Annotated in this window: 16 protein-coding genes; 9 read left to right on the top strand and 7 right to left on the bottom strand. The window is 70.9% G+C overall.

Annotation, left to right across the window (positions count from 1 at the left end; all coding sequences use genetic code 11):
- Window positions 1-7: 7 nt before the first annotated feature.
- Window positions 8-781 (top strand): SDR family NAD(P)-dependent oxidoreductase, encoded by a 774-nt coding sequence (locus ACWD3I_RS31930; RefSeq protein ID WP_365407485.1) that lies wholly within the window; start codon window positions 8-10, stop codon window positions 779-781.
- Window positions 782-850: 69 nt separating this feature from the next.
- Here ACWD3I_RS31930 and ACWD3I_RS31935 read toward each other — a convergent pair whose 3' ends face one another.
- The 3 genes from ACWD3I_RS31935 to ACWD3I_RS31945 are packed head-to-tail and all read right to left on the bottom strand — an operon-like array spanning window position 851 to window position 3719.
- Window positions 851-1882: a phosphotransferase family protein gene (locus ACWD3I_RS31935; protein WP_365407385.1), complete on the bottom strand. Its 1032-nt coding sequence runs from the start codon at window positions 1880-1882 to the stop codon at window positions 851-853.
- Window positions 1883-1886: 4 nt separating this feature from the next.
- Entirely contained in the window at window positions 1887-3398 is a 1512-nt protein-coding gene (locus ACWD3I_RS31940) for a class I adenylate-forming enzyme family protein (protein WP_365407388.1), read from the bottom strand.
- Between the two features lie 15 nt (window positions 3399-3413).
- Window positions 3414-3719, bottom strand: a complete 306-nt coding sequence (locus ACWD3I_RS31945) for a hypothetical protein (RefSeq protein WP_365407391.1) — start codon at window positions 3717-3719, stop codon at window positions 3414-3416.
- Window positions 3720-3833: 114 nt separating this feature from the next.
- On the opposite strand from ACWD3I_RS31945, the gene ACWD3I_RS31950 reads away from it, so the two are divergent.
- A complete protein-coding gene (locus ACWD3I_RS31950; protein WP_365407393.1) occupies window positions 3834-4607 on the top strand; it encodes an enoyl-CoA hydratase/isomerase family protein in 774 nt (257 codons plus the stop codon).
- A gap of 75 nt (window positions 4608-4682) precedes the next feature.
- Window positions 4683-5699: an LLM class flavin-dependent oxidoreductase gene (locus ACWD3I_RS31955; protein WP_365407396.1), complete on the top strand. Its 1017-nt coding sequence runs from the start codon at window positions 4683-4685 to the stop codon at window positions 5697-5699.
- Window positions 5700-5758: 59 nt separating this feature from the next.
- Here ACWD3I_RS31955 and ACWD3I_RS31960 read toward each other — a convergent pair whose 3' ends face one another.
- Complete coding sequence (locus tag ACWD3I_RS31960; RefSeq protein WP_365407399.1) at window positions 5759-7018, bottom strand: amidohydrolase family protein; 1260 nt, start codon at window positions 7016-7018, stop codon at window positions 5759-5761.
- Window positions 7019-7271: 253 nt separating this feature from the next.
- Between ACWD3I_RS31960 and ACWD3I_RS31965 the strand changes: the two genes are divergently transcribed.
- Window positions 7272-8750, top strand: a complete 1479-nt coding sequence (locus ACWD3I_RS31965) for an aldehyde dehydrogenase family protein (protein ID WP_365407402.1) — start codon at window positions 7272-7274, stop codon at window positions 8748-8750.
- 19 nt (window positions 8751-8769) lie between these two features.
- Here ACWD3I_RS31965 and ACWD3I_RS31970 read toward each other — a convergent pair whose 3' ends face one another.
- The gene (locus ACWD3I_RS31970) at window positions 8770-10023 is read right to left on the bottom strand and encodes an ABC transporter substrate-binding protein (protein ID WP_365407405.1); all 1254 of its coding nucleotides are present in this window, start codon (window positions 10021-10023) and stop codon (window positions 8770-8772) included.
- Between the two features lie 200 nt (window positions 10024-10223).
- Here ACWD3I_RS31970 and ACWD3I_RS31975 point away from each other — a divergent pair, with 200 nt between their 5' ends.
- The 3 genes from ACWD3I_RS31975 to ACWD3I_RS31985 are packed head-to-tail and all read left to right on the top strand — an operon-like array spanning window position 10224 to window position 13689.
- Window positions 10224-12158, top strand: coding sequence for an ABC transporter permease (locus ACWD3I_RS31975; protein ID WP_365407408.1), 1935 nt, complete (start codon window positions 10224-10226; stop codon window positions 12156-12158).
- Window positions 12155-12967 carry an ABC transporter ATP-binding protein gene (locus ACWD3I_RS31980; RefSeq protein ID WP_365407411.1) on the top strand — a complete coding sequence of 271 codons (813 nt, stop codon included), beginning with the start codon at window positions 12155-12157 and terminating at the stop codon, window positions 12965-12967. The genes ACWD3I_RS31975 and ACWD3I_RS31980 overlap by 4 nt, the downstream gene beginning before the upstream one ends.
- Window positions 12964-13689, top strand: a complete 726-nt coding sequence (locus tag ACWD3I_RS31985; protein WP_365407414.1) for an ABC transporter ATP-binding protein — start codon at window positions 12964-12966, stop codon at window positions 13687-13689. Before ACWD3I_RS31980 ends, ACWD3I_RS31985 begins: the two co-directional genes overlap by 4 nt.
- 2 nt (window positions 13690-13691) lie before the next feature.
- Here ACWD3I_RS31985 and ACWD3I_RS31990 read toward each other — a convergent pair whose 3' ends face one another.
- Window positions 13692-14441 (bottom strand): enoyl-CoA hydratase-related protein, encoded by a 750-nt coding sequence (locus ACWD3I_RS31990; protein ID WP_365407417.1) that lies wholly within the window; start codon window positions 14439-14441, stop codon window positions 13692-13694.
- A gap of 6 nt (window positions 14442-14447) precedes the next feature.
- Window positions 14448-15620, bottom strand: coding sequence for a thiolase family protein (locus tag ACWD3I_RS31995; protein WP_365407420.1), 1173 nt, complete (start codon window positions 15618-15620; stop codon window positions 14448-14450).
- Window positions 15621-15718: 98 nt separating this feature from the next.
- Here ACWD3I_RS31995 and ACWD3I_RS32000 point away from each other — a divergent pair, with 98 nt between their 5' ends.
- A complete protein-coding gene (locus ACWD3I_RS32000) occupies window positions 15719-16873 on the top strand; it encodes an acyl-CoA dehydrogenase family protein (RefSeq protein WP_365407424.1) in 1155 nt (384 codons plus the stop codon).
- 23 nt (window positions 16874-16896) lie between these two features.
- The gene (locus ACWD3I_RS32005) at window positions 16897-17661 is read left to right on the top strand and encodes an SDR family NAD(P)-dependent oxidoreductase (RefSeq protein WP_365407427.1); all 765 of its coding nucleotides are present in this window, start codon (window positions 16897-16899) and stop codon (window positions 17659-17661) included.
- The last annotated feature ends 13 nt before the right edge of the window (window positions 17662-17674 follow it).

A 17674-nucleotide genomic window follows, 5' to 3' on the forward strand; every position in this document is an offset into this window, starting at 1 on the left:
GCGCGAGATGAGCGGGCGCGACGACAAGTCCATCGCCCCCGCCGACCTGTTCGACCTCTCCGGCAAGGTCGCGCTGGTCACCGGCGGCAGCCGGGGCCTGGGCCTGGAGATGGTGCGGGCCTTCGCCACCGCCGGCGCCGACGTGGTGATCGCCAGCCGGAAGCTGGACGCGTGCGAGACGGTCGCGGCTGAGGTCCGCGACCTGGGCCGGCGTGCCCTGCCGGTCGCGGCGCACGTGGGCCGCTGGGACGACCTCGGCCGCCTCGCCGACACCGCCTACGAGGAGTTCGGCAAGGTCGACGTCCTCGTCAACAACGCGGGGATGTCTCCGGTGGCACCCTCGTCGGCTCAGACCAGCGAGGAGCTCTTCGACAAGGTGATCGGGGTCAACTTCAAGGGCCCCTTCCGGCTCGCCTCGCTGATCGGGCAGCGGATGGCCGAGGGGGACGGCGGCTCGATCATCAACGTGTCCTCCTCGGGAGCGCTGTTCCCGCAGCCGCGGTTCGGGCCGTACGCCGGCGCGAAGGCCGCGCTCAACGCACTCACCACGGTGTTCGCCCTGGAGTACGGGCCGACGGTGCGGGTCAACACGATCTCGGCCGGGCCGTTCCTGACCGACATCTCGAAGGCCTGGTCGGAGGAGAAGCGTCAGACGACGCGGAGTGCGGCCGGGCGGCCGGGGCGGCCGGAGGAGATCATCAGCACGGCGTTGTATCTGGCGAGTGACGCGTCCAGTTATACGACCGGCTCGCTGATCAGGGTGGACGGCGGACTGTACTGAGTGATTCGTCCGCGGCGCCGTCGTGGCTGGTCGCGCAGTTCCCCGCGCCCCTTCGGGGGCGCCGCAGGCTCAGGCCCTTCCAAGCAGTTCCGTCGCCTCCTCCAGCAGCACCGGCAGTGCGGGCAGCATCCGCCGGTGCATGTCCTTCCACTCCCCCGCCTTTCGGGCGCGTTTGATCAGGAGAGCGGTTGCGGCGGACTCCTTGTACTTCGTCAGCGCCTCGAACCACCCCAGATCCCGCAGCGGCTCCCCCCTGATCTCCTGATACGCATCGATCAGTTCGGGCTTGCCCGGCGTCCCGGTCGGCTCGTCGGAGAGCGAGGCCGGGTGCCGGGCCTCGTCGGTGAAGAAAGTGAGCCAGGTCAGGTCGACACGGGGGTCGCCCAGGGCCCAGATTTCCCAGTCGATGATCGAGGTGACGGCGTCCCCTTCGCAGAGCGTGTTGCCGAGCCGGTAGTCGCCGTGTGTGAAGACCGGCATCATCGCGTCGGGCATCGTCGCGTGCAGCCGGTCCGCGACCGCCTGGTAGCCGGTGCTCAGGTCGTCGGGGACGGTGGTGAACGCCCGGGTCCATCGGTCGATCTCGGCGCCGAGTGTCACAACGGGCTCCACCGCCAGGGGAGTTCGTTTCGGATCCGCCCGATGCAGATGGGCGAGCATCCGGGCCGCGTCGAGGGCCCGGGCCCGCACCTGCCCCGCGGGAACGGTCCCGCGGGGCACCAGCACCGGCTCCAGGCACTCCCCGGCCACCAACTCCATCGCGGCAAAGGGCTGGCGGGCGATCGGCGCCCCCTTGTCGGCGAACAGCACCTTCGGCACCCGTACGCCCGGCACACCCGCCAGCACCTGCATCAGCCGCGCCTGCCGCAGCACGTCCCGGTTGCGGACCGGTTCCAGGCCGGGCGGGGCGACCTTGAGGACGACACGCTCGTACCCAGCCGGGACACCCGCCAGCGTGGCCACGTACGTCAGGCTCGACGTGCCGCCGGTGAGCGGCTCGACCGACTCCACGGTGCCCTCGGGCGCCCAGCCCCGCAGCACGACGGCCGTGCGCTCCGTCAACTCGGCGGTCAGGTCGGCACTGTTCGTGATGACGCTCATGTCCTCATCCCTGTCGGCCGAAGGCCTGGGTGTGTTCGACGGTCAGCGCCTCGACGATGTCGCGGCGTACGAGCTTGCCGGTCGGGGTGCGGGGCAGTTCCCGCCAGCTGGTGATGCGGTCCGGCGTCTTCGAGCCGCGGAGCGTGCCGCGCACCTGTGCCCGCAGGGCGTCCACGTCGGCCGTCACCCCGTCCCGCAGCACGACCACCGCCTCGATCCGCTGCCCCCACTCCTCGTCCGGGACGCCGACGACGACCGCGTCGAGCACGTCCGGGTGGCCGAGCAGGACGTCCTCGATCTCGGCGGGCGCGATGTTCTCGGCACCGCGGATGATCGTGTCGTCGGCCCTGCCCTCGATGTGGAGATAGCCGTCGGCGTCGAGGCGCCCCTGGTCACGGGTGTGGAAGAAACCCCGTGCGTCGACCGAGGAACCCTGCCCGGCGTACTCCCCCGACACCTGCTCCCCGCGCACCCAGATCTGGCCGGTCTCGCCGACTGCGACGACATCGCCGGAGGCATCACGGACCTCCAACTCGATGCCCGGCACCGGCAGTCCGGCCGAGCCGAGCCGGCCCCGAACCGCCGGATCGCCGCTCGCCACGGCCATCCGGTGTTCCTCCGGCCCCAGGACGGTGATCGTGGACGAGGTCTCGGTGAGCCCGTAGGCGTTGACGAAGTCCACGTGCGGCCACTCGCTCAGCGCGGTCTCGAGGACCCGCACCGGCATCCTGGCCCCGCCGTAGGCGAGCGCGCGCAGCGCGGGCACGGAACGGTCCAGACCGTCGGTGTCCATGATGCGGGCCAGCATCGTCGGGACCACCATCGCGTTGGTGATGCGCTCCTGGCGTACGAGCCCGAGCCAGCCGTCCGGAGTGAACTGCTCCAGCGTCAGCGCTCTGCGCCCCGCGTACAGGTTCGTCAGCACGTTGGAGACGGCGGCGATGTGGTACGGCGGCACGCTTACCAGGGCCGCCTCGTCGGGGCCGGCTCCGGCGAACTCCACCGTGCCGAGCACATACGACACCAGGTTCTGGTGGCGCAGGACCACGCCCTTCGGTGCGGAGGTCGTGCCGCTGGTGTAGATGAGGACGGCGGGCGCGTCGGAGGGCTCCGGTTCCCCGTCGACGGGGTGCTCGGCGGCCTGCGCCAGCCAGTCGGCCGGGCTGAGTACCGGGAGTCCGGCGCGGCGCAGCGCCTCGCCGTGTTCCGCGTCGGCGATGCCCAGCGCGCGGGGGTGGTTCGCCAGCAGAGCGTCGAGTTGGGCCTCACCGAGGCGGTAGTTGACCGGGATCAGCGGTACGCCAGCGCGGGCCGCGGCGAACAGGGCGACCGGGAGGGCCGGGCCGTTCACCGCGAGGTACACGATCGCGTCGGCGTCGGCCGCCTTCACCAAGTGGGCTCCACCGACGGCCAGTTCGCGCAATCGCCCGGCGGTCAGGCCCTCGGCCGTACGCCCGATGACGACCCGGTCACCGAACCCTTCGGCGGCCATGTCCAGCAGCATCGAAATGTTCACCGGCCGCCCGTCCCCTCAGTCCGAGGCCGGGAGCGGCTTGGCGCTCTTCACGGGCAGCGGGACGCCGTTCACCGCCAGAGTTCCCGGCCCGGGTTTCGTGCACAGGAACTCGACACCGAGATCCTCGTCGGCATACCGCTTGCCCAGCAGCGCGCCGCCCATCAGGTCGGGGTCGGGCGTGCCGGTGATCCCGGACCCGCTCCCCTCGACCATGGCCGCCCCGCCACACGTGATCTCCAGGTCCTCGTCCGGGCACCGCACGACGATCACCGCCGTCGTGTCGACCGTACTGCCGAGCATCTGCCCCACGCGTGGCCTCATCGCAGTGTCCTCCGCGGCTCTCGTGGTACCGAGTCAGGGGTACCGAGTAACCAGAGAAGAGTATACTACTTATCGAGATCACGTCGAGATCAACGTCGCGAGCGGAGTTGCCGGATGGAACTCAAGACCGTCCTGTTCGAGGTGACCGACCACGTCGCCACGATCACTCTCAACCGGCCCGAGGCCATGAACGGCTTCAACCAGCAGATGCTGGAGGAGTTCGCCGCTCTCTGGCAGACCATCAAGACCGATGACGACGTGCGGGTCGTGGTGCTGCGCGGCGCGGGCGACCGGGCCTTCTGCACGGGCATGGACGTGAAGGAGGGGATCGACCGTCACCCCAACGTCTGGTCGCAGACCGATCCCGGGGAGTACCTCTCGCCCAAGCTCAACCAGGTCTGGAAACCCCTGGTGTGCGCGGTGCACGGGATGGCCGCCGGCGGCGCCTTCTACTGGCTCAACGAGGCCGACATCATGATCTGTTCGGAGGAGGCCACGTTCTTCGACCCGCACGTCAGCTACGGACTCACGGCGGCTCTCGAACCGATCGGACTCGCCCGGCGCATCCCTCTCGGCGAGGCGCTGCGCATCGCCCTGCTCGGCCTCGACGAGCGGGTGTCGGCGGCACGCGCCCTCCAGATCGGCCTGGTCAGCGAGGTGCTTCCGCGCGAGCAACTGTGGGAGCGGGCCGACGACATCGCGCGCATCATCGCCGCCAAACCGCCCGCCGCGATCCAGGGCACCGTGCGGGCGATCTGGGAGTCGCTGGACTCCACGCGCACCCAGGCACTGCGCACCGGACTGTCGTACACCCAGATCGGCAACCCCATCGGGAAGGCCGAGATCGACCGCGCGGCGGTACCCCGGGGGCAGTGGACACTGCGCTGACACTCCCCTACCCTCCCTCAAATAAGTGTCCTTTATTAAGACGCCTGGCTTCAGAGTGATCAGCGGGAGGCTCTCATGCGGTTCGGCATGCCATGGCCGGGGCGGGACGTCGGGCGCGAGGCCGAGCAGGTCGGGGTGAGCGCCTTCTGCGCCGGAGAGTTCGCCGACCACGACGCCTACCTCACCGTGGCCGACATCGTGGCGAACACCGAACACGCCCTGGCCGGCCCCGCCATCGCCTACGCCTTCGCCCGCACCCCCTACGCGCACGCGACCGCCCTGCGCCAACTGCACTCCCAAGCCCCGGGCCGGTTGTTCCTCGGTCTGGGCAGCGCGGCGTTCCGGATCAACCGGGACTGGCTGGGCGTGCCCCCCGAACGCCCCGTGGACCGGATCGCCGAGACCGTCGAGGCCGTACGAGCCTGGTTGCACGCGGAGAACGGCGAACACATCCACTACTCGGGCGAGTTCTACTCGCTCGACGCCGACGTCCGCGCCCCGGTGCTCGGCCGGCTGGACATCCCCATCCTCCTCGCCGCGTTCAACACCCGCATGGCCAAGACCGCAGGCCGGGTCGCCGACGGGGTCATCGGGCACGGCCTGTTCACCAACACGTGGTGGAACGAGGTCGTACGGCCCTCCGCCGACCGCGGCCGCGACGACGACGGGGACAGCGACAGCAGGCCACATCCGATCGAGCACGGCTGGATCATCACGGCGGTCGACGACGACGCTCCCGAACGGGCGATCGCCGACGCACGCCGGATGATCGCCTTCTACCTCACGGTCAAGACGTACGACCCCTATGTGGCCCGCCACGGCTGGGAGGAACCCGTCGCACGGCTGCGCGCGGCGTTCCGGGCGGGCGACACCGACACGATGGCGCGGGCGGTGACCGACGAGATGGTCACCGAGATCGCCGTGTGCGGGACGACCGCGGACGCCAAGGACGCCCTCGCCCGCCGCGCGGGATCCCTGCCCCGCGACGTCGGCTACTTCGCGCCCCCGAGCTTCCTGGTGAGCCCTCGCCGCCGCGCCGCCTACGCCCGGTCCAGTCTCGCGTTGCTCGGCTCCGTGCCGGACCAGGACTGAGGAGAGAAGACCGGCCCCGGAGCTCCGGGGTGAACTCCGGGGCCGGTCTCCACACCCGCTCAGGCGTCCTGCGGAAGCGGCGCCAGTTTCTTGCTCTTGTCGAAGTGCACGACGTCGGCGAGCGTGCCGCCCAGGATGGCCGCACGGTCCTCGTCAGGGACGCCCTCGAAGTTCTCGGCGATGCACTCCGCGCTGCTGCGGAAGGTGCCCTCGGCGTGCGGGTAGTCGTTGCCCCACATGACCGTCGACAGACCGGTGATGTGGCGGGCCTTGACGGCTGTCGGGTCGTCCGCGAACTGGACGTGGATCTGGCGGCGGACGTACTCGGTGGGCTTGAGCGGGTAGGGCCACTGGTCGTTGATGGCGAACAGCCGTCCCATGGAGGGCTGCTCCATCGGCCCGCGGTTGTCGTCCCAGAAGCCGAGCCACCAGTCGGGGTCCTGGCCGGTGCCGGTCTTCCAGGCCTTGTCCATGTAGCCCATGAAGGAGACCAGCCAGCCGGCCGTGTACTCGATCAGGTTGAAGTGCAGGTCCGGGAAGCGTTCACAGACACCGCCACCGACGAGGCCGGCGATGATGCCCTGCGGGCCGGCCACCGCCGAGCCGACCGCGGTGCCCATGGTCCGGCCCGCCACCATGTCGTCGGTCAGGTTGCCCTTGCCCATGTTCATGGCCGTCATCAGGCCCCGGACGGTCACCGCCGTCCCGGACACCTCCTCCCTGACCTTCACTCCACCGGTGGCGACGTGGATGAAGACCGGCAGCCCGTGCGCCTGGGCCGCCGCCCAGACCGGGTCGTACTCCCGCGCGTAGTACGGCAGGGGCGGGATCTCCGGCAGCAGGATCGCCCCGAGGCCCATCCGCGCGCAGCGCTCGATCTCGGCCACGGCCTCGGGGACGTCCGTGAGCGGGATCGCCGCCGTCGGGCGCAGCCGGTCCTTGTAGGGCAGGTAGCGCTCGACGAGGTAGTCGTTCCACACGCGGGCGTGTGCCATGGACAGCTCGTGGTCGTCGGTGAACAGGACGAACAGCGAGAGGTTGGGGAACATGACCGAGGCGTCGACGCCATCGAGGTTCATGTCACGGATGATGTGCTCCGGGTCGCCGTCCGGGGTCTCCCCGCCGATCTGGCGGTACTTGGAGATGGTCCAGCCGTCGAACCCGATGGTGTGCAGCTTCTTGAACTCGGTGTGGCCGCCCGGAACGATCGGCTCGTCCAGGGTGAACTCCTCTTCCCACAGCGCCCGCTCGCGAAGGTGCTTGGGCAACCGGGCCTTGAAGAGATCGACCGGCTCGATGATGTGCGAATCGCCGGACACGACAAATTCCTTGAACACAGGCGGTACCTCTTTCGAACCTCGTCGTTCGTGCCAGAACCCACCCCGCGGATGAGGCCGAAGTTAGCTGTACCGATCGGTCTAGTCAATGATTCAGCATACGGAATAGTGGATCAGAGCAGCTCCAAAAGCTGACCGACCGCTGACATAAAGCTGACGTCTCACCCCTCCTTCCCGAGAGGCCCTAATTCAGTACACTCAAATACACACGCTGTAGGCGATCAGGAGACGGCACATGACGACGGCGTACTCGTTCTCAGCGCAGCTCTACATCGACGGACGCCGGACGGAAGGCCGGTCGGACACCCCGGTGCTCGTGCGCAATCCGGCGACCGAGGAGACGGTGGCGGAGGTCCCCGGCTCGTCCCCCGCGGACGTACGTCAGGCGGTCGAGGCGGCCCGGCGGGCCTTCGACGAGGGTCCGTGGCCGCGGATGAGGCCCGCGGAACGGGCCGCCGTGCTGCTGCGCATGGCGGAGGAGATGGAGCGCAGGCTGCCCGAACTCGTGGCGGTCAACATGGCCGAGGCGGGCTCGGTCCGGGCGCTGGCCGAGACCCTGCAGACCCGGGTCCCGGTGACGCATCTGCGGGACATGGCCGAGCGCGTGATGCCGGCCTTCGCCTGGGAGCGCCCGATGGAGCCGACGATCGCGCCGGGCATCGGCATCTCCCAAGGAGTGCTGCGCCGCGAGGCGTTCGGGGTGTGCGCGCTGATCTCCGCCTACAACTTCCCGTTCTTCCTCAGCATGATGAAGGTGATCCCGGCCCTCGCGGCAGGCTGTTCCGCCATACTGAAACCGGCGCCGACCACCCCTCTGGAGTCGCTCCTGATCGGCGACTTCGCCGACGCCGCCGGACTACCGCCGGGCGTGCTCAACATCGTGACCGGTGACATCGAGGCCGGCCGCGAACTCACCACCCACCCCATGGTCGACCTCGTCAGCTTCACCGGCTCGGACACGGTCGGACGTACGGTCTACGCCCAGGCCGCCGCCTCCCTGAAGAAGGTCGTCCTCGAACTCGGCGGCAAGTCCGCCAACATCGTCCGCGCCGACGGCGACCTCGACGGCGCCGTCCGCTCGGCGCTCACGGGCATCACGACGCACGCCGGACAGGGCTGCTCCCTGCTCACCCGCACACTCGTGCACGAGTCCGTCCACGACGAACTCGTCGACCGGCTGAGCGCGGCCCTCGCCAAGGTGAGGGTCGGTGATCCGGCCGACCCGGCCACCACCATGGGCCCGCTGATCAGCGAGGCACAGCGGGACAAGGTCGAGCGGCTGATCCGGGTCGGCGAGAAGGAGGGCGCACGTCTCGTCACCGGGGGCAGGCGCCCGGCCGGGCTCGACCGGGGCTACTTCGTGGAGCCCACGCTCTTCGCCGACGTCGACAACGACATGGCCATCGCGCGTACGGAGTTCTTCGGACCGGTCGGCGTCGTCATCCCGTTCCGCACGGACGAGGAGGCGGTCCGGATCGCGAACGACAGCCCGTACGGTCTCGCCGGTGCCGTCTGGAGCGCCGACACCGTGGCCGCGTACGAGATGGCGTCCCGTATCCGGGCCGGGGGCGTCGCGATCAACGGCGGCAGCGCCGGGGTGAATCCGCGGGCCGCGTTCGGTGGGTACAAGCAGAGCGGACTGGGCCGGGAGTGGGGCGAGTTCGGGCTGGAGGAGTATCTCCAGACCAAGACGGTCAGCTGGGCGGCACGCTGAGGCGCATGCCGCCCGGCCGTCAGTTGACGGTGACCTTCACGCCGGATATCTGCTCACCGCAGGCCGGCGCCCCTGCCGGATCGGGCACGAACCTCTCGCCCTCGAGGACGGAGACGAAGGTGCAGTCGCCCGGGCCGCCGACCGAATAGGACCCCTTGTTCTCGAAGTCGGCGGGCTTCGGGAACAGGCCCCCCGCCGTCCAGCTCCGGTCGGCGCGCAGCGCGGTCATCAGCTCCTCCTGGCTCGCGGTGCAGCCGGCCTTCTCCAGCCCGTGCAGCAGCAGGTCCGCGCTGATCCAGCCGACCGCCTGGGAGAAGGAGGGAATGCCGGAGGCGGAAGCGGCGTACTTCTTCAGTGCCGCGGACCACGCCTGGGTCGCCTTCGTGTCCGTCTCCACCGGCGCGTACGACGTCATGAAACCCACCCCCTGCGCGACCTTCAGCGTCGGCGGCGACTTGAGCAGGTCGGCCCCGTAACCGGTGGCCAGCAGGATCGACTTCATCTCGACCCCGGCCCGGCGCAGGCCGGTGGCGAGCGCGAAGCCGGTCTCCGGGATCACCGGGGCGTACAGCACGTCGGCGCCCGACTTCTTGATCCCCAGGACGATCGCGCCGACGTCACTGCTCCCGAACGGGATGCGTTCGTTGACGTAGCCGCGCCCCAGTCCCGCGTGTTCGGCCGACAGCGCGGCACCCTCGGCGGCCTTGGCGGAGCTCGGGGTGTTGTAGGCGACGACCGCGACCTTGGTCCCGCCGAGCTTCTTCCAGTAGGTGCCGAGCGTGGTCGCGGCGCGGTTGTAGTCGGTGCCGGACATCGCCGGGAAGAGGTTGTCGTACTTCGGGTCGAACCACTGCTCGCCGCCGTCGAAGGCGCCGCCGAGGAACGGGGTGCCGCCCGCCTGTGCGCCCGCGTACTGCCCTGCGCCGTAGAAGTACGTGCTCACCGGCAGCACGGCGTACACGTGTTTCTGCTGCACCAGCCGCTGGGCCGCCGTGAGCGCCCCCTGCGGTGTGGACTGGTCGTCGCCCATGACCACGTCGAAGCCGCGCGAGGCGCACTTCCCACCCGCCGCCTTATAGGCCGCGAACCGGGCCTTCACTCCGCTCTCCGTGTCGGCGTAGTGCGCGGCGGCCGCGCCGCTCAGCGAGGTCAGCACACCGACCTTCACCGGCCCGCTCGTGTCGTCCGCGCCGGCGGATCCGCCGCTGCCGCAGGCGGCGAGCAGCAGGGCGGCGGCGCTGGTCCAGGTGGCGATGGCACCGACTCTTCTCATGTGCACTCTCCTCCGTCCTCGGCCCGTCGTCAGCGACGGTCCCGACAGGTGGTACGCGAGGCACAGTGGAGCATATTAAGTATCCTTTGTCACCGGATCCTGCGGCGAAATGCCCCCTGAGGGTTGACGCGGACTCTCAATGAGCGCACTTTAATCCGTACCTGCTGCTCTCCCGAGCACGACCTTCCAGGAGGCCGTCGTTGCTCTCCTACGTTGTCGCCGGCCTCGCTCTGGGGGCCATCTACGCCATCGCCGCGGCGTCGCTGGTCGTCACCCATGTGTCGTCCGGCGTCTTCAACTTCGCGTTCGGCGCCATGGCGTTCGCCGTGGCCCGCTTCTACTACTTCCTGTACGTCGAGCAGGGCTGGCCGCTGCCGCTCGCCGCGGTGGTCGCCATCGGACTGTTCGGTCCGGCGCTGGGCGTGCTGCTGTACGCGGTGCTCTTCCGGCATCTGCGACTGCGCTCACCGCTGGTGAAGATCGTCGCCACGATCGGTCTGTCGGTCGCGCTGCCGCCCCTGGTCAATCTCGTGTTCGGCCGGCTGGTGAACGTCACCGCGCCCGGCCTCGCGCCCCAACCCGTCGCGGTGTACCGGCCGTTCGGTGCGGTGGTCGACATGAACCAGCTGATCACGTACGCGGGTCTCGCCGTGGTCCTGGCCGTCGGCACCCTGCTGTTGCGCTGCACCGACACCGGCCTCAAGGTGCGTGCGCTGGTCGACTCCGAGGCCCTCACCGCGATGTCGGGGGTCAGCCCCGCGCGGGTGTCGGTCGGGGTGTGGGCGTTCAGTGCGCTGCTGGCAGGGCTGGCCGGAGTCCTCGTCGCGCCGACCGCCGGGTTGTCGGTGGACGGTATGACCTTCCTGATGGCGGCCGCCTTCGCGGCCGTGGTGGCGGCACGGTTGCGCAGTCTGCCGACGGCCGTCTCGGTGGCCCTCGCCATGGGCGTCGTCACCAGTGTGGTCCAGCGCTGTCTCGATCCGGAGAGTGCCCTGGCCGCACAGATCGTGCCCAGCGTCCCGTTCCTGTTCATGCTCGTCTTCCTGCTCGCCCACGCGGTGCGCGGACGGGCGGGCGACACCGCGTCGGGCGGAGTCCTGGACCGCGCCGTCCGTACGGAGCACGCCGGCGCCCCGACCGCCGCCGCGCCGTCGGGCTACCTCGCTCCACTGCTGACACTCGCCGTCGTCGCCTGTCTGCCCCTGGTACTCGACGACTTCTGGACGGGACTGACGGCGACGGGTATCGCCATGGCCGTCGCGCTGCTGTCCTGCACCCTTGTCACCGGCGAGGGCGGCATGATCTGGCTCTGCCAGATCACGTTCGCGGGACTCGGCGCCCTGCTCGCCGCCGACCTCACCACGAACTACGGCTGGCCGCCAGTCGTGGCAGTCCTGGGGAGCGCGGTGTGCGTGGTCCCGATCGGTGTGGTGCTCGGTGTGCTGACGATCCGTCTGGGCAACCTGTACGTCGCCCTGGTGACCCTGACCTTCGGGCTGCTCGCCCAGAACCTGGTCTTCATGCGGGACCGGTTCTACAACTCGGGGCAGGGCATCTACATGCCGCGCCCCGAATGGGCCCTGGACAACCGCACCTTCGCCCTGCTGGCACTCGCGGTGTTCGCCGTGCTCGGGCTGTTCGTCGTCAACCTGCGACGCTCGACGGCGGGCCTCGCCGTGACGGCGGTCCGCTGGAGCGAGACCGGCTCGCGCACACTGGGCCTGGGCATCGTGCCGGTCAAGGTACTCGTCTCCGCCGTGGCCACCTTCGTCGCCGCGATCGGCGGCGGGCTCCTCGCCCTCGCCTACCAGTCGGCGCTGCCCGACTCGTTCAACCCGTTCACCGGGCTGGTCTGGCTGGCGGTCCTGGTCACCGTGGGGGCACGGCCGGTCGTCGGCGCGCTCGTCGCCGGTGTGGCGTTCGCCGTGCTGCCGAGCGTGTTCCAGACGTATCTGCCGACGCGCTGGGCCGAGATCCCGGTGATCATGTTCGGATTCGGCGCGGTCATGCTGGCCCGCAACCCCGAGGGCATCATCGCGATGCACGCCCGGCAGGTGCGTGAGCTCGGCCGCCGACGGGAGGCCCGGCGAGCTCCCGCCGAGGAGCCTTCGACGCCTCAGGGAGAACTCGTATGAGCGGCATCTCCGGTACGACGACACCACGCATCGAGGCCAGCGGCGTCACCGTCCGCTTCGGCGGCCTCATCGCCCTGAGCGAGGTCGACCTGGCGGTGCCGCCGGCCTCGGTCGTCGGGTTGGTGGGCCCCAACGGGGCGGGCAAGAGCACGCTGTTCGCCGTACTGTCCGGGCTGCTCACGCCAAGGGCCGGATCGGTTCTCATGAACGGCGAGGACGTCACCCGGACCAGTGCGCAGGCACGGGCCCGGCGAGGACTCGCGCGTACCTTCCAGCATCCGGAGCTGTTCCCGGGGCTGACGGTCCGCGAACACGTGGTGCTGGCGTACCGGCTGCGGCACACCCGGCACCGGATCTGGACGGACCTCGTCACCGGGGGCGGCTTCCGGCGGGCGCCCGTGGACGAGGAGCGGCGTGCCGACGTACTCCTCGCCGCCCTGCGGCTGACCGGGGAGGCGCACCGGCCGGTCTCCGGGCTGCCGTTGGGCACGAGCCGGCTGCTGGAGATCGCCCGTGCACTCGCCGTCGATCCGGGTGTCCTGCTCCTGGACGAGCCGTCGTCGGGGCTGGACGCGCGCGAGACCGACGAGTTGGCGGCCACGCTCGCCCGGGTCGTGGCCGACCACGGGGTGTCGCTGCTCCTGGTCGAGCATGACGTCGAAATGGTGCTGGGGATGAGCGACGTGGTCCATGTCCTCGACTTCGGCGTCAAGATCAGCGAGGGGTCTCCCGCGGAGGTGCGGCAGGACCCGGCCGTACGCGCCGCCTATCTGGGCGCTGGGCACGGCGAGGAAAGGGCATCCGCATGACCGAGACCGCGTCTCCCCTGCTCTCCGTGCGCGACTTGACCGTCCGCTACGGCACGGCCCTGGCGCTGCGGGACGTGACCTTCGATGTCCCGAGGAACAGCGCGCTCGCCGTGCTGGGAGCCAACGGGGCCGGCAAGAGCACGCTGGCCAGGGCGCTCTCGGGGTTGGTGCCGGCCGTCGCCGGAACGTTCGGGCTCGACGGGCGGGATCTCACCGGGCGGACGCCCGACGCGATCCGCCGGGCGGGGCTCGTCCATCTCCCCGAGGGCCGTGGCGTGTTCCCCACGCTGACCGTCGTGGAGAACCTCCGGATGGCCACCGCCTGCGACCGGCGTGGCAGGGCCCCGGCCCTCGACCGGGCCTTCGAGATCTTTCCCGTGCTGCGGGAACGGCAGCGCCAGGCCGCGGGGACGCTGTCGGGCGGCGAGCAGCAGATGCTGTCCCTCGCCCGGGCCCTGATGGTCGACCCGCGCCTGGTGATCGCCGACGAGCTGTCGCTGGGCCTCGCGCCGAAGATGGTCGACGTGGTGTTCGAGAGCCTGCGGCGGGCCCGGTCCGCGGGTGTCGCCGTCGTCATGATCGAGCAGTTCGCGAGCCGGGCGCTCGACTTCGCCGACCAGTGTCTGGTTCTCCAGCGCGGCCGGATCGCGTGGGCGGGCGATGCCGACCTGGCCGGGCCGGAACTGCTGCGCCGCTACCTCGGGGAGGCCACGGCGGCCTGAGGTCACGGGGTGTCCAGGCGGGCCGCGAACCGTCGCGCCACATCGTTCACGTCGAGGCGCCGCCGCAGCTTCGCCTGTGCCTCCAGCGCGAGGGCGTGGGCGAGGCTGGTGTCCTCACCGGCCGTGAGGAGTTCGAGCGTCTCCGCGGCGGCGCCGGGGTGGGCGGCCCGGATCAGGTCGGCGATCTCGCGCGCTCGGTCGAGCAGGCAGTCGTGCGGTACGACTTCCGTCACCAGGCCTGCCGCCAGGGCCTGTTCGGCGTCGATCGGCTCGCCCGTCAGCATCATCCGGCGTGCGAGCCGGGTACCGACCGCTCGCGGCAGCAGGGCGCTCATTCCCCAGCCCGCCGTCAGGCCGATGGCGGCGTGGGTGTCGGCGAACCGGGCCCGGTCGGAGGCGATGAGGAACGAGCACGACAGCGCCAGCTCCAACGCCCCCGTGAAGCAAGGGCCGTTGATCACCCCGAGCACCGGTGTGCGGGACGCTCGCACCACCTCGGCGGGGTCCGTGCGTGCCCCACGAGGGGAGCGCAGCGCCTCCTTGAGGTCGATCCCGGCGGAGAACGCGGGATCGGCGCCGGTGAGGACGACCAGCCGGGTCTCGGCGTCGGCGTCGGCCGCCCGCACCGCCTCGATCAGCCCGCGGCGCATGGCGATGGTGAGCGCGTTGCGCGACCGCGGCCGGGCGAACGTCAGCCACAGCACGCCGTCCGTCCAGCGGCACCCCAGCCCTTCGGCTCCGGCCTCGATCACCGTCGCTCACACCGTCAGGACCAGGGCCGAACCCATGCCGCCGCCCGCGCACATGGCCGCGACAGCGATTCCGCCGCCCCTGCGGCGCAGCTCGTGCGCGAGCGTCACGACCATGCGTGTGCCGGTCGTCGCGATCGGGTGGCCGAGGCTGCACCCGCTGCCGAACGGGTTGACCCGCTCCGGGTCGAGGCCCAGCTCTCGGGTGGTGGCGACGGCCACCGCGGCGAAGGCCTCGTTGACCTCGAACAGGTCGACGTCGCCGATGCCGAGCCCGGCGCGGTCAAGTGCTCTGCGGATCGCGGCGATCGGCGCGAGCCCTGTCTCGACGGGGTCGACTCCCACGCTCGCCCAGGACCGGATGGTCGCGATGGGGGTGAGTCCGTGCGCGGCGGCCAGGTCCGAGCCGGCGACGAGGACCGCGGCCGCGCCGTCGTTGACGCCGCTGGAGTTGCCGGCGGTGATGGAGAACCCCTCGATCTCGGGGTGCAGCGGCTTGAGTGCGGCCAGCTTCTCCAGGCTGGTGTCGCGGCGGGGATGCTCGTCGGTGGCGAACACCGACGCCGTCCCGTCCCGGTCGGTGACCTTGACGGGCACGATCTCGTCGGTGAACCGTCCCTCGTCGATGGACCGTACGGCCCGCTCGTGCGACCGCAGCGCCCAGGCGTCCATCTCCTCACGGGTGAGGCCGGCCCGCAGCGCCGTGTTCCAACCGACCAGCATCGCCATGTCGTTGTTGGGTGCCTCGGGCGTCGAGACATGGGACGGCGACATCCAGGGGTCCTGCCAGTCGTCGGTACCGGGGATCCGACGCCGGGCCACCGGGGCGGTGGAGGACGACTGGGTCCCGCCCGCGATGACCGCCCGGTCCATCCCGGCCCGCACACCGGCCGCGGCGGTCGCCACGCTCGCGAGGCCGGAGGCGCAGTGCCGGTTGTGGGCCAGACCGGGGACGTGGGTGAGTCCCGCCTGGAGAGCCGCGTACCGGGCGATGTCCCCGCCTCCGGCGAGGGACTCACCGAGGATCAGGTCGTCGATCGACTCGGGTGGCAGTCCGCTGCGCCGCGCGGCCTCGCGGACGACGACCGTGGCGAGTTCGAAGGCGTCGGTGTCCCGCAGGGTTCCCCGGCGGGCGGTTCCGATCGCGGTGCGGCACGCGGAGAGAAGAACGGCATCAACCATGTAATTCAGAGTACTTAAATAGATGGACCTTCGACAGACAACCCGTCAGATCGTGCCGTCATCTCGACCAGATCAATAATAGAGGATACCTTGTTGGGGTGAACTTCGAGCTCAGCGAGGAGCAGGGCATGTTGCGCGAGGCCTCGCGCGATCTGCTGTCGGACCGGGCCCCGACGGAGCGCGTACGGGCATGGGCGGACCGCGACGAGGACGTCGATCCGGAGGTGTGGCGGCTGACGGCCGACCTCGGCTGGCCCGCTCTGGGGCTGCCCGAGGAGTACGGCGGTGCCGGCCAGGGCCTGGTGGAACTCGTGCTCGTCGCCGAGGAGATCGGGCGCGCGCTCGGGCGGGGCCCCTTCGCACCCACCACGATCGTCGGTCGCGCACTCGCCGCCACGGGATCTCCCGAACTGCGGGCCGAGGTACTGCCCGCGCTCGCGACGGGAGGCGCCTGGGCCACCTGGGCCTTCGCCGAGCCGCACGCCCCGTGGTCCCTCGACGGCATCCACGCCACCGCCCGGACCGACGGGGACGCGATCGTCCTCGACGGGGTCAAGACGGCGGTGCAGGATGCGGGCGGCGCCCGCTGGCTGCTCGTCACCGCGCGCCAGGACGACGGGGTCCCCACATCGTTCCTCGTCGACCGGGACGCACCGGGCGTCACCGTCCGTCGACAGCAAGTCCTGGATCTGACCCGCTCGTTCCACGAGGTCCGCTTCGAGGGCGTACGCGTCGCGCACGAGCGCCGCCTCGACGCCGGGCCCGCCGAGATCCAGCGGCTGCTCGACGAGGCGTCCGCGCTCCGCTGCGCGGACGCGCTCGGGGTGATGGACCGCATGCTGGAGCTCACTGTCGAACACACCAGGTCCCGGGTGCAGTTCGGGCGGCCGATCGGAACGTTCCAGGCCGTCAAACACGCGTGCGCCGACATGGCGCTGCTGGTGCACGGCGCCCGCGCCGCCACCTCCTACGCGGCGATGGCCGCCGACGCGGGTGCGGACGACGCCGCCCGCGCGGCCTGCGCGGCCGCCTCGTACGTCGCCGCCGGGGCAGGCGAAGTCGCCGGCCGGGCACTGCAGTTGCACGGCGGCACCGGCTTCACCTGGGAGCACGACCTCCACCTGTACCTGCGCCGGGCCCGGACGGACAGCGTGCTGTACGGCGACGCCGCCGTGCACCGCGACCGGCTCTGCACCCTGCTGCGGCCGTCGCCCGGGTCCGCAAAGTCCGCCCGGTCCCCCAGGTCCGCCTGAGCGAACGATCCGAAAGGTTCCCGATGGAGATCAAGGGCAAGAAGGCCGTGGTGTTCGGCGGCGCCTCCGGTATGGGCCGGGCGACCGCCGAGCTGCTCGCGGCCCGCGGCGCCGACGTCGCCGTACTGGACCGTCCGGCCTCGGCCGGAGCCGAGGTCGCCGCCGCGTTCGGCGCGAGCTTCCACCCCGTCGACGTGACCGACTTCGAGGCGACCGAGAGCGCGCTGGACGCCGCCGTCGACACCCTCGGCGGTCTGCATGTGTCGGTCACCACCGCGGGCGGCGGCAGCGTACGCCGCACACTCGGCAAGGACGGCCCGCACGACCTGGAGACCTTCCGCCGCGTCCTCGATCTGAACACCGTCGCCACCTTCAACATCAGCCGCCTCGCCGCCGCGCACATGAGCCGCAACGAGCCCGAGGAACCCGATGGCGAACGGGGCGTCATCGTCAACACCTCGTCGATCGCCGCCTTCGAGGGGCAGATCGGCCAGGTCGCCTACTCGGCCGCCAAGGCCGCCATCGCCGGCATGAGCCTCACCATGGCCCGCGACCTCGGCTCGCTCGGCATCCGTGTCGTCGCCCTCGCGCCCAGCCTGTTCGAGACGGGCGCCACCGAGAGGATCCCCGCCGAGACACGGGCCGCGCTGGTGAAGGACGCCGCGTTCCCCAGGCGGCTGGGCCGCCCCGAGGAGTACGCGAAGCTCGCCCTCGCCGTGGTCGACAACCCGATGCTGAACGGCCAGTGCCTGCGTCTCGACGCCGGCCAGCGGTTCGGCCCGAAGTGAGTCCCAAGTGAGG

The organism is Streptomyces sp. NPDC002817 (assembly GCF_053592055.1).

Bases quoted from the DNA above. Each gene is read 5' to 3' on its own strand.
- ACWD3I_RS31995 (WP_365407420.1), bottom strand. From the start codon at position 15,620: ATGGTTGATGCCGTTCTTCTCTCCGCGTGCCGCACCGCGATCGGAACC.
- ACWD3I_RS31955 (WP_365407396.1), top strand. From the start codon at position 4,683: ATGCGGTTCGGCATGCCATGGCCGGGGCGGGACGTCGGGCGCGAGGCC.
- ACWD3I_RS31980 (WP_365407411.1), top strand. From the start codon at position 12,155: ATGAGCGGCATCTCCGGTACGACGACACCACGCATCGAGGCCAGCGGC.
- ACWD3I_RS31985 (WP_365407414.1), top strand. From the start codon at position 12,964: ATGACCGAGACCGCGTCTCCCCTGCTCTCCGTGCGCGACTTGACCGTC.
- ACWD3I_RS31970 (WP_365407405.1), bottom strand. From the start codon at position 10,023: ATGAGAAGAGTCGGTGCCATCGCCACCTGGACCAGCGCCGCCGCCCTG.
- ACWD3I_RS31965 (WP_365407402.1), top strand. From the start codon at position 7,272: ATGACGACGGCGTACTCGTTCTCAGCGCAGCTCTACATCGACGGACGC.
- ACWD3I_RS31945 (WP_365407391.1), bottom strand. From the start codon at position 3,719: ATGAGGCCACGCGTGGGGCAGATGCTCGGCAGTACGGTCGACACGACG.
- ACWD3I_RS31935 (WP_365407385.1), bottom strand. From the start codon at position 1,882: ATGAGCGTCATCACGAACAGTGCCGACCTGACCGCCGAGTTGACGGAG.
- ACWD3I_RS32005 (WP_365407427.1), top strand. From the start codon at position 16,897: ATGGAGATCAAGGGCAAGAAGGCCGTGGTGTTCGGCGGCGCCTCCGGT.
- ACWD3I_RS31930 (WP_365407485.1), top strand. From the start codon at position 8: ATGAGCGGGCGCGACGACAAGTCCATCGCCCCCGCCGACCTGTTCGAC.
- ACWD3I_RS31950 (WP_365407393.1), top strand. From the start codon at position 3,834: ATGGAACTCAAGACCGTCCTGTTCGAGGTGACCGACCACGTCGCCACG.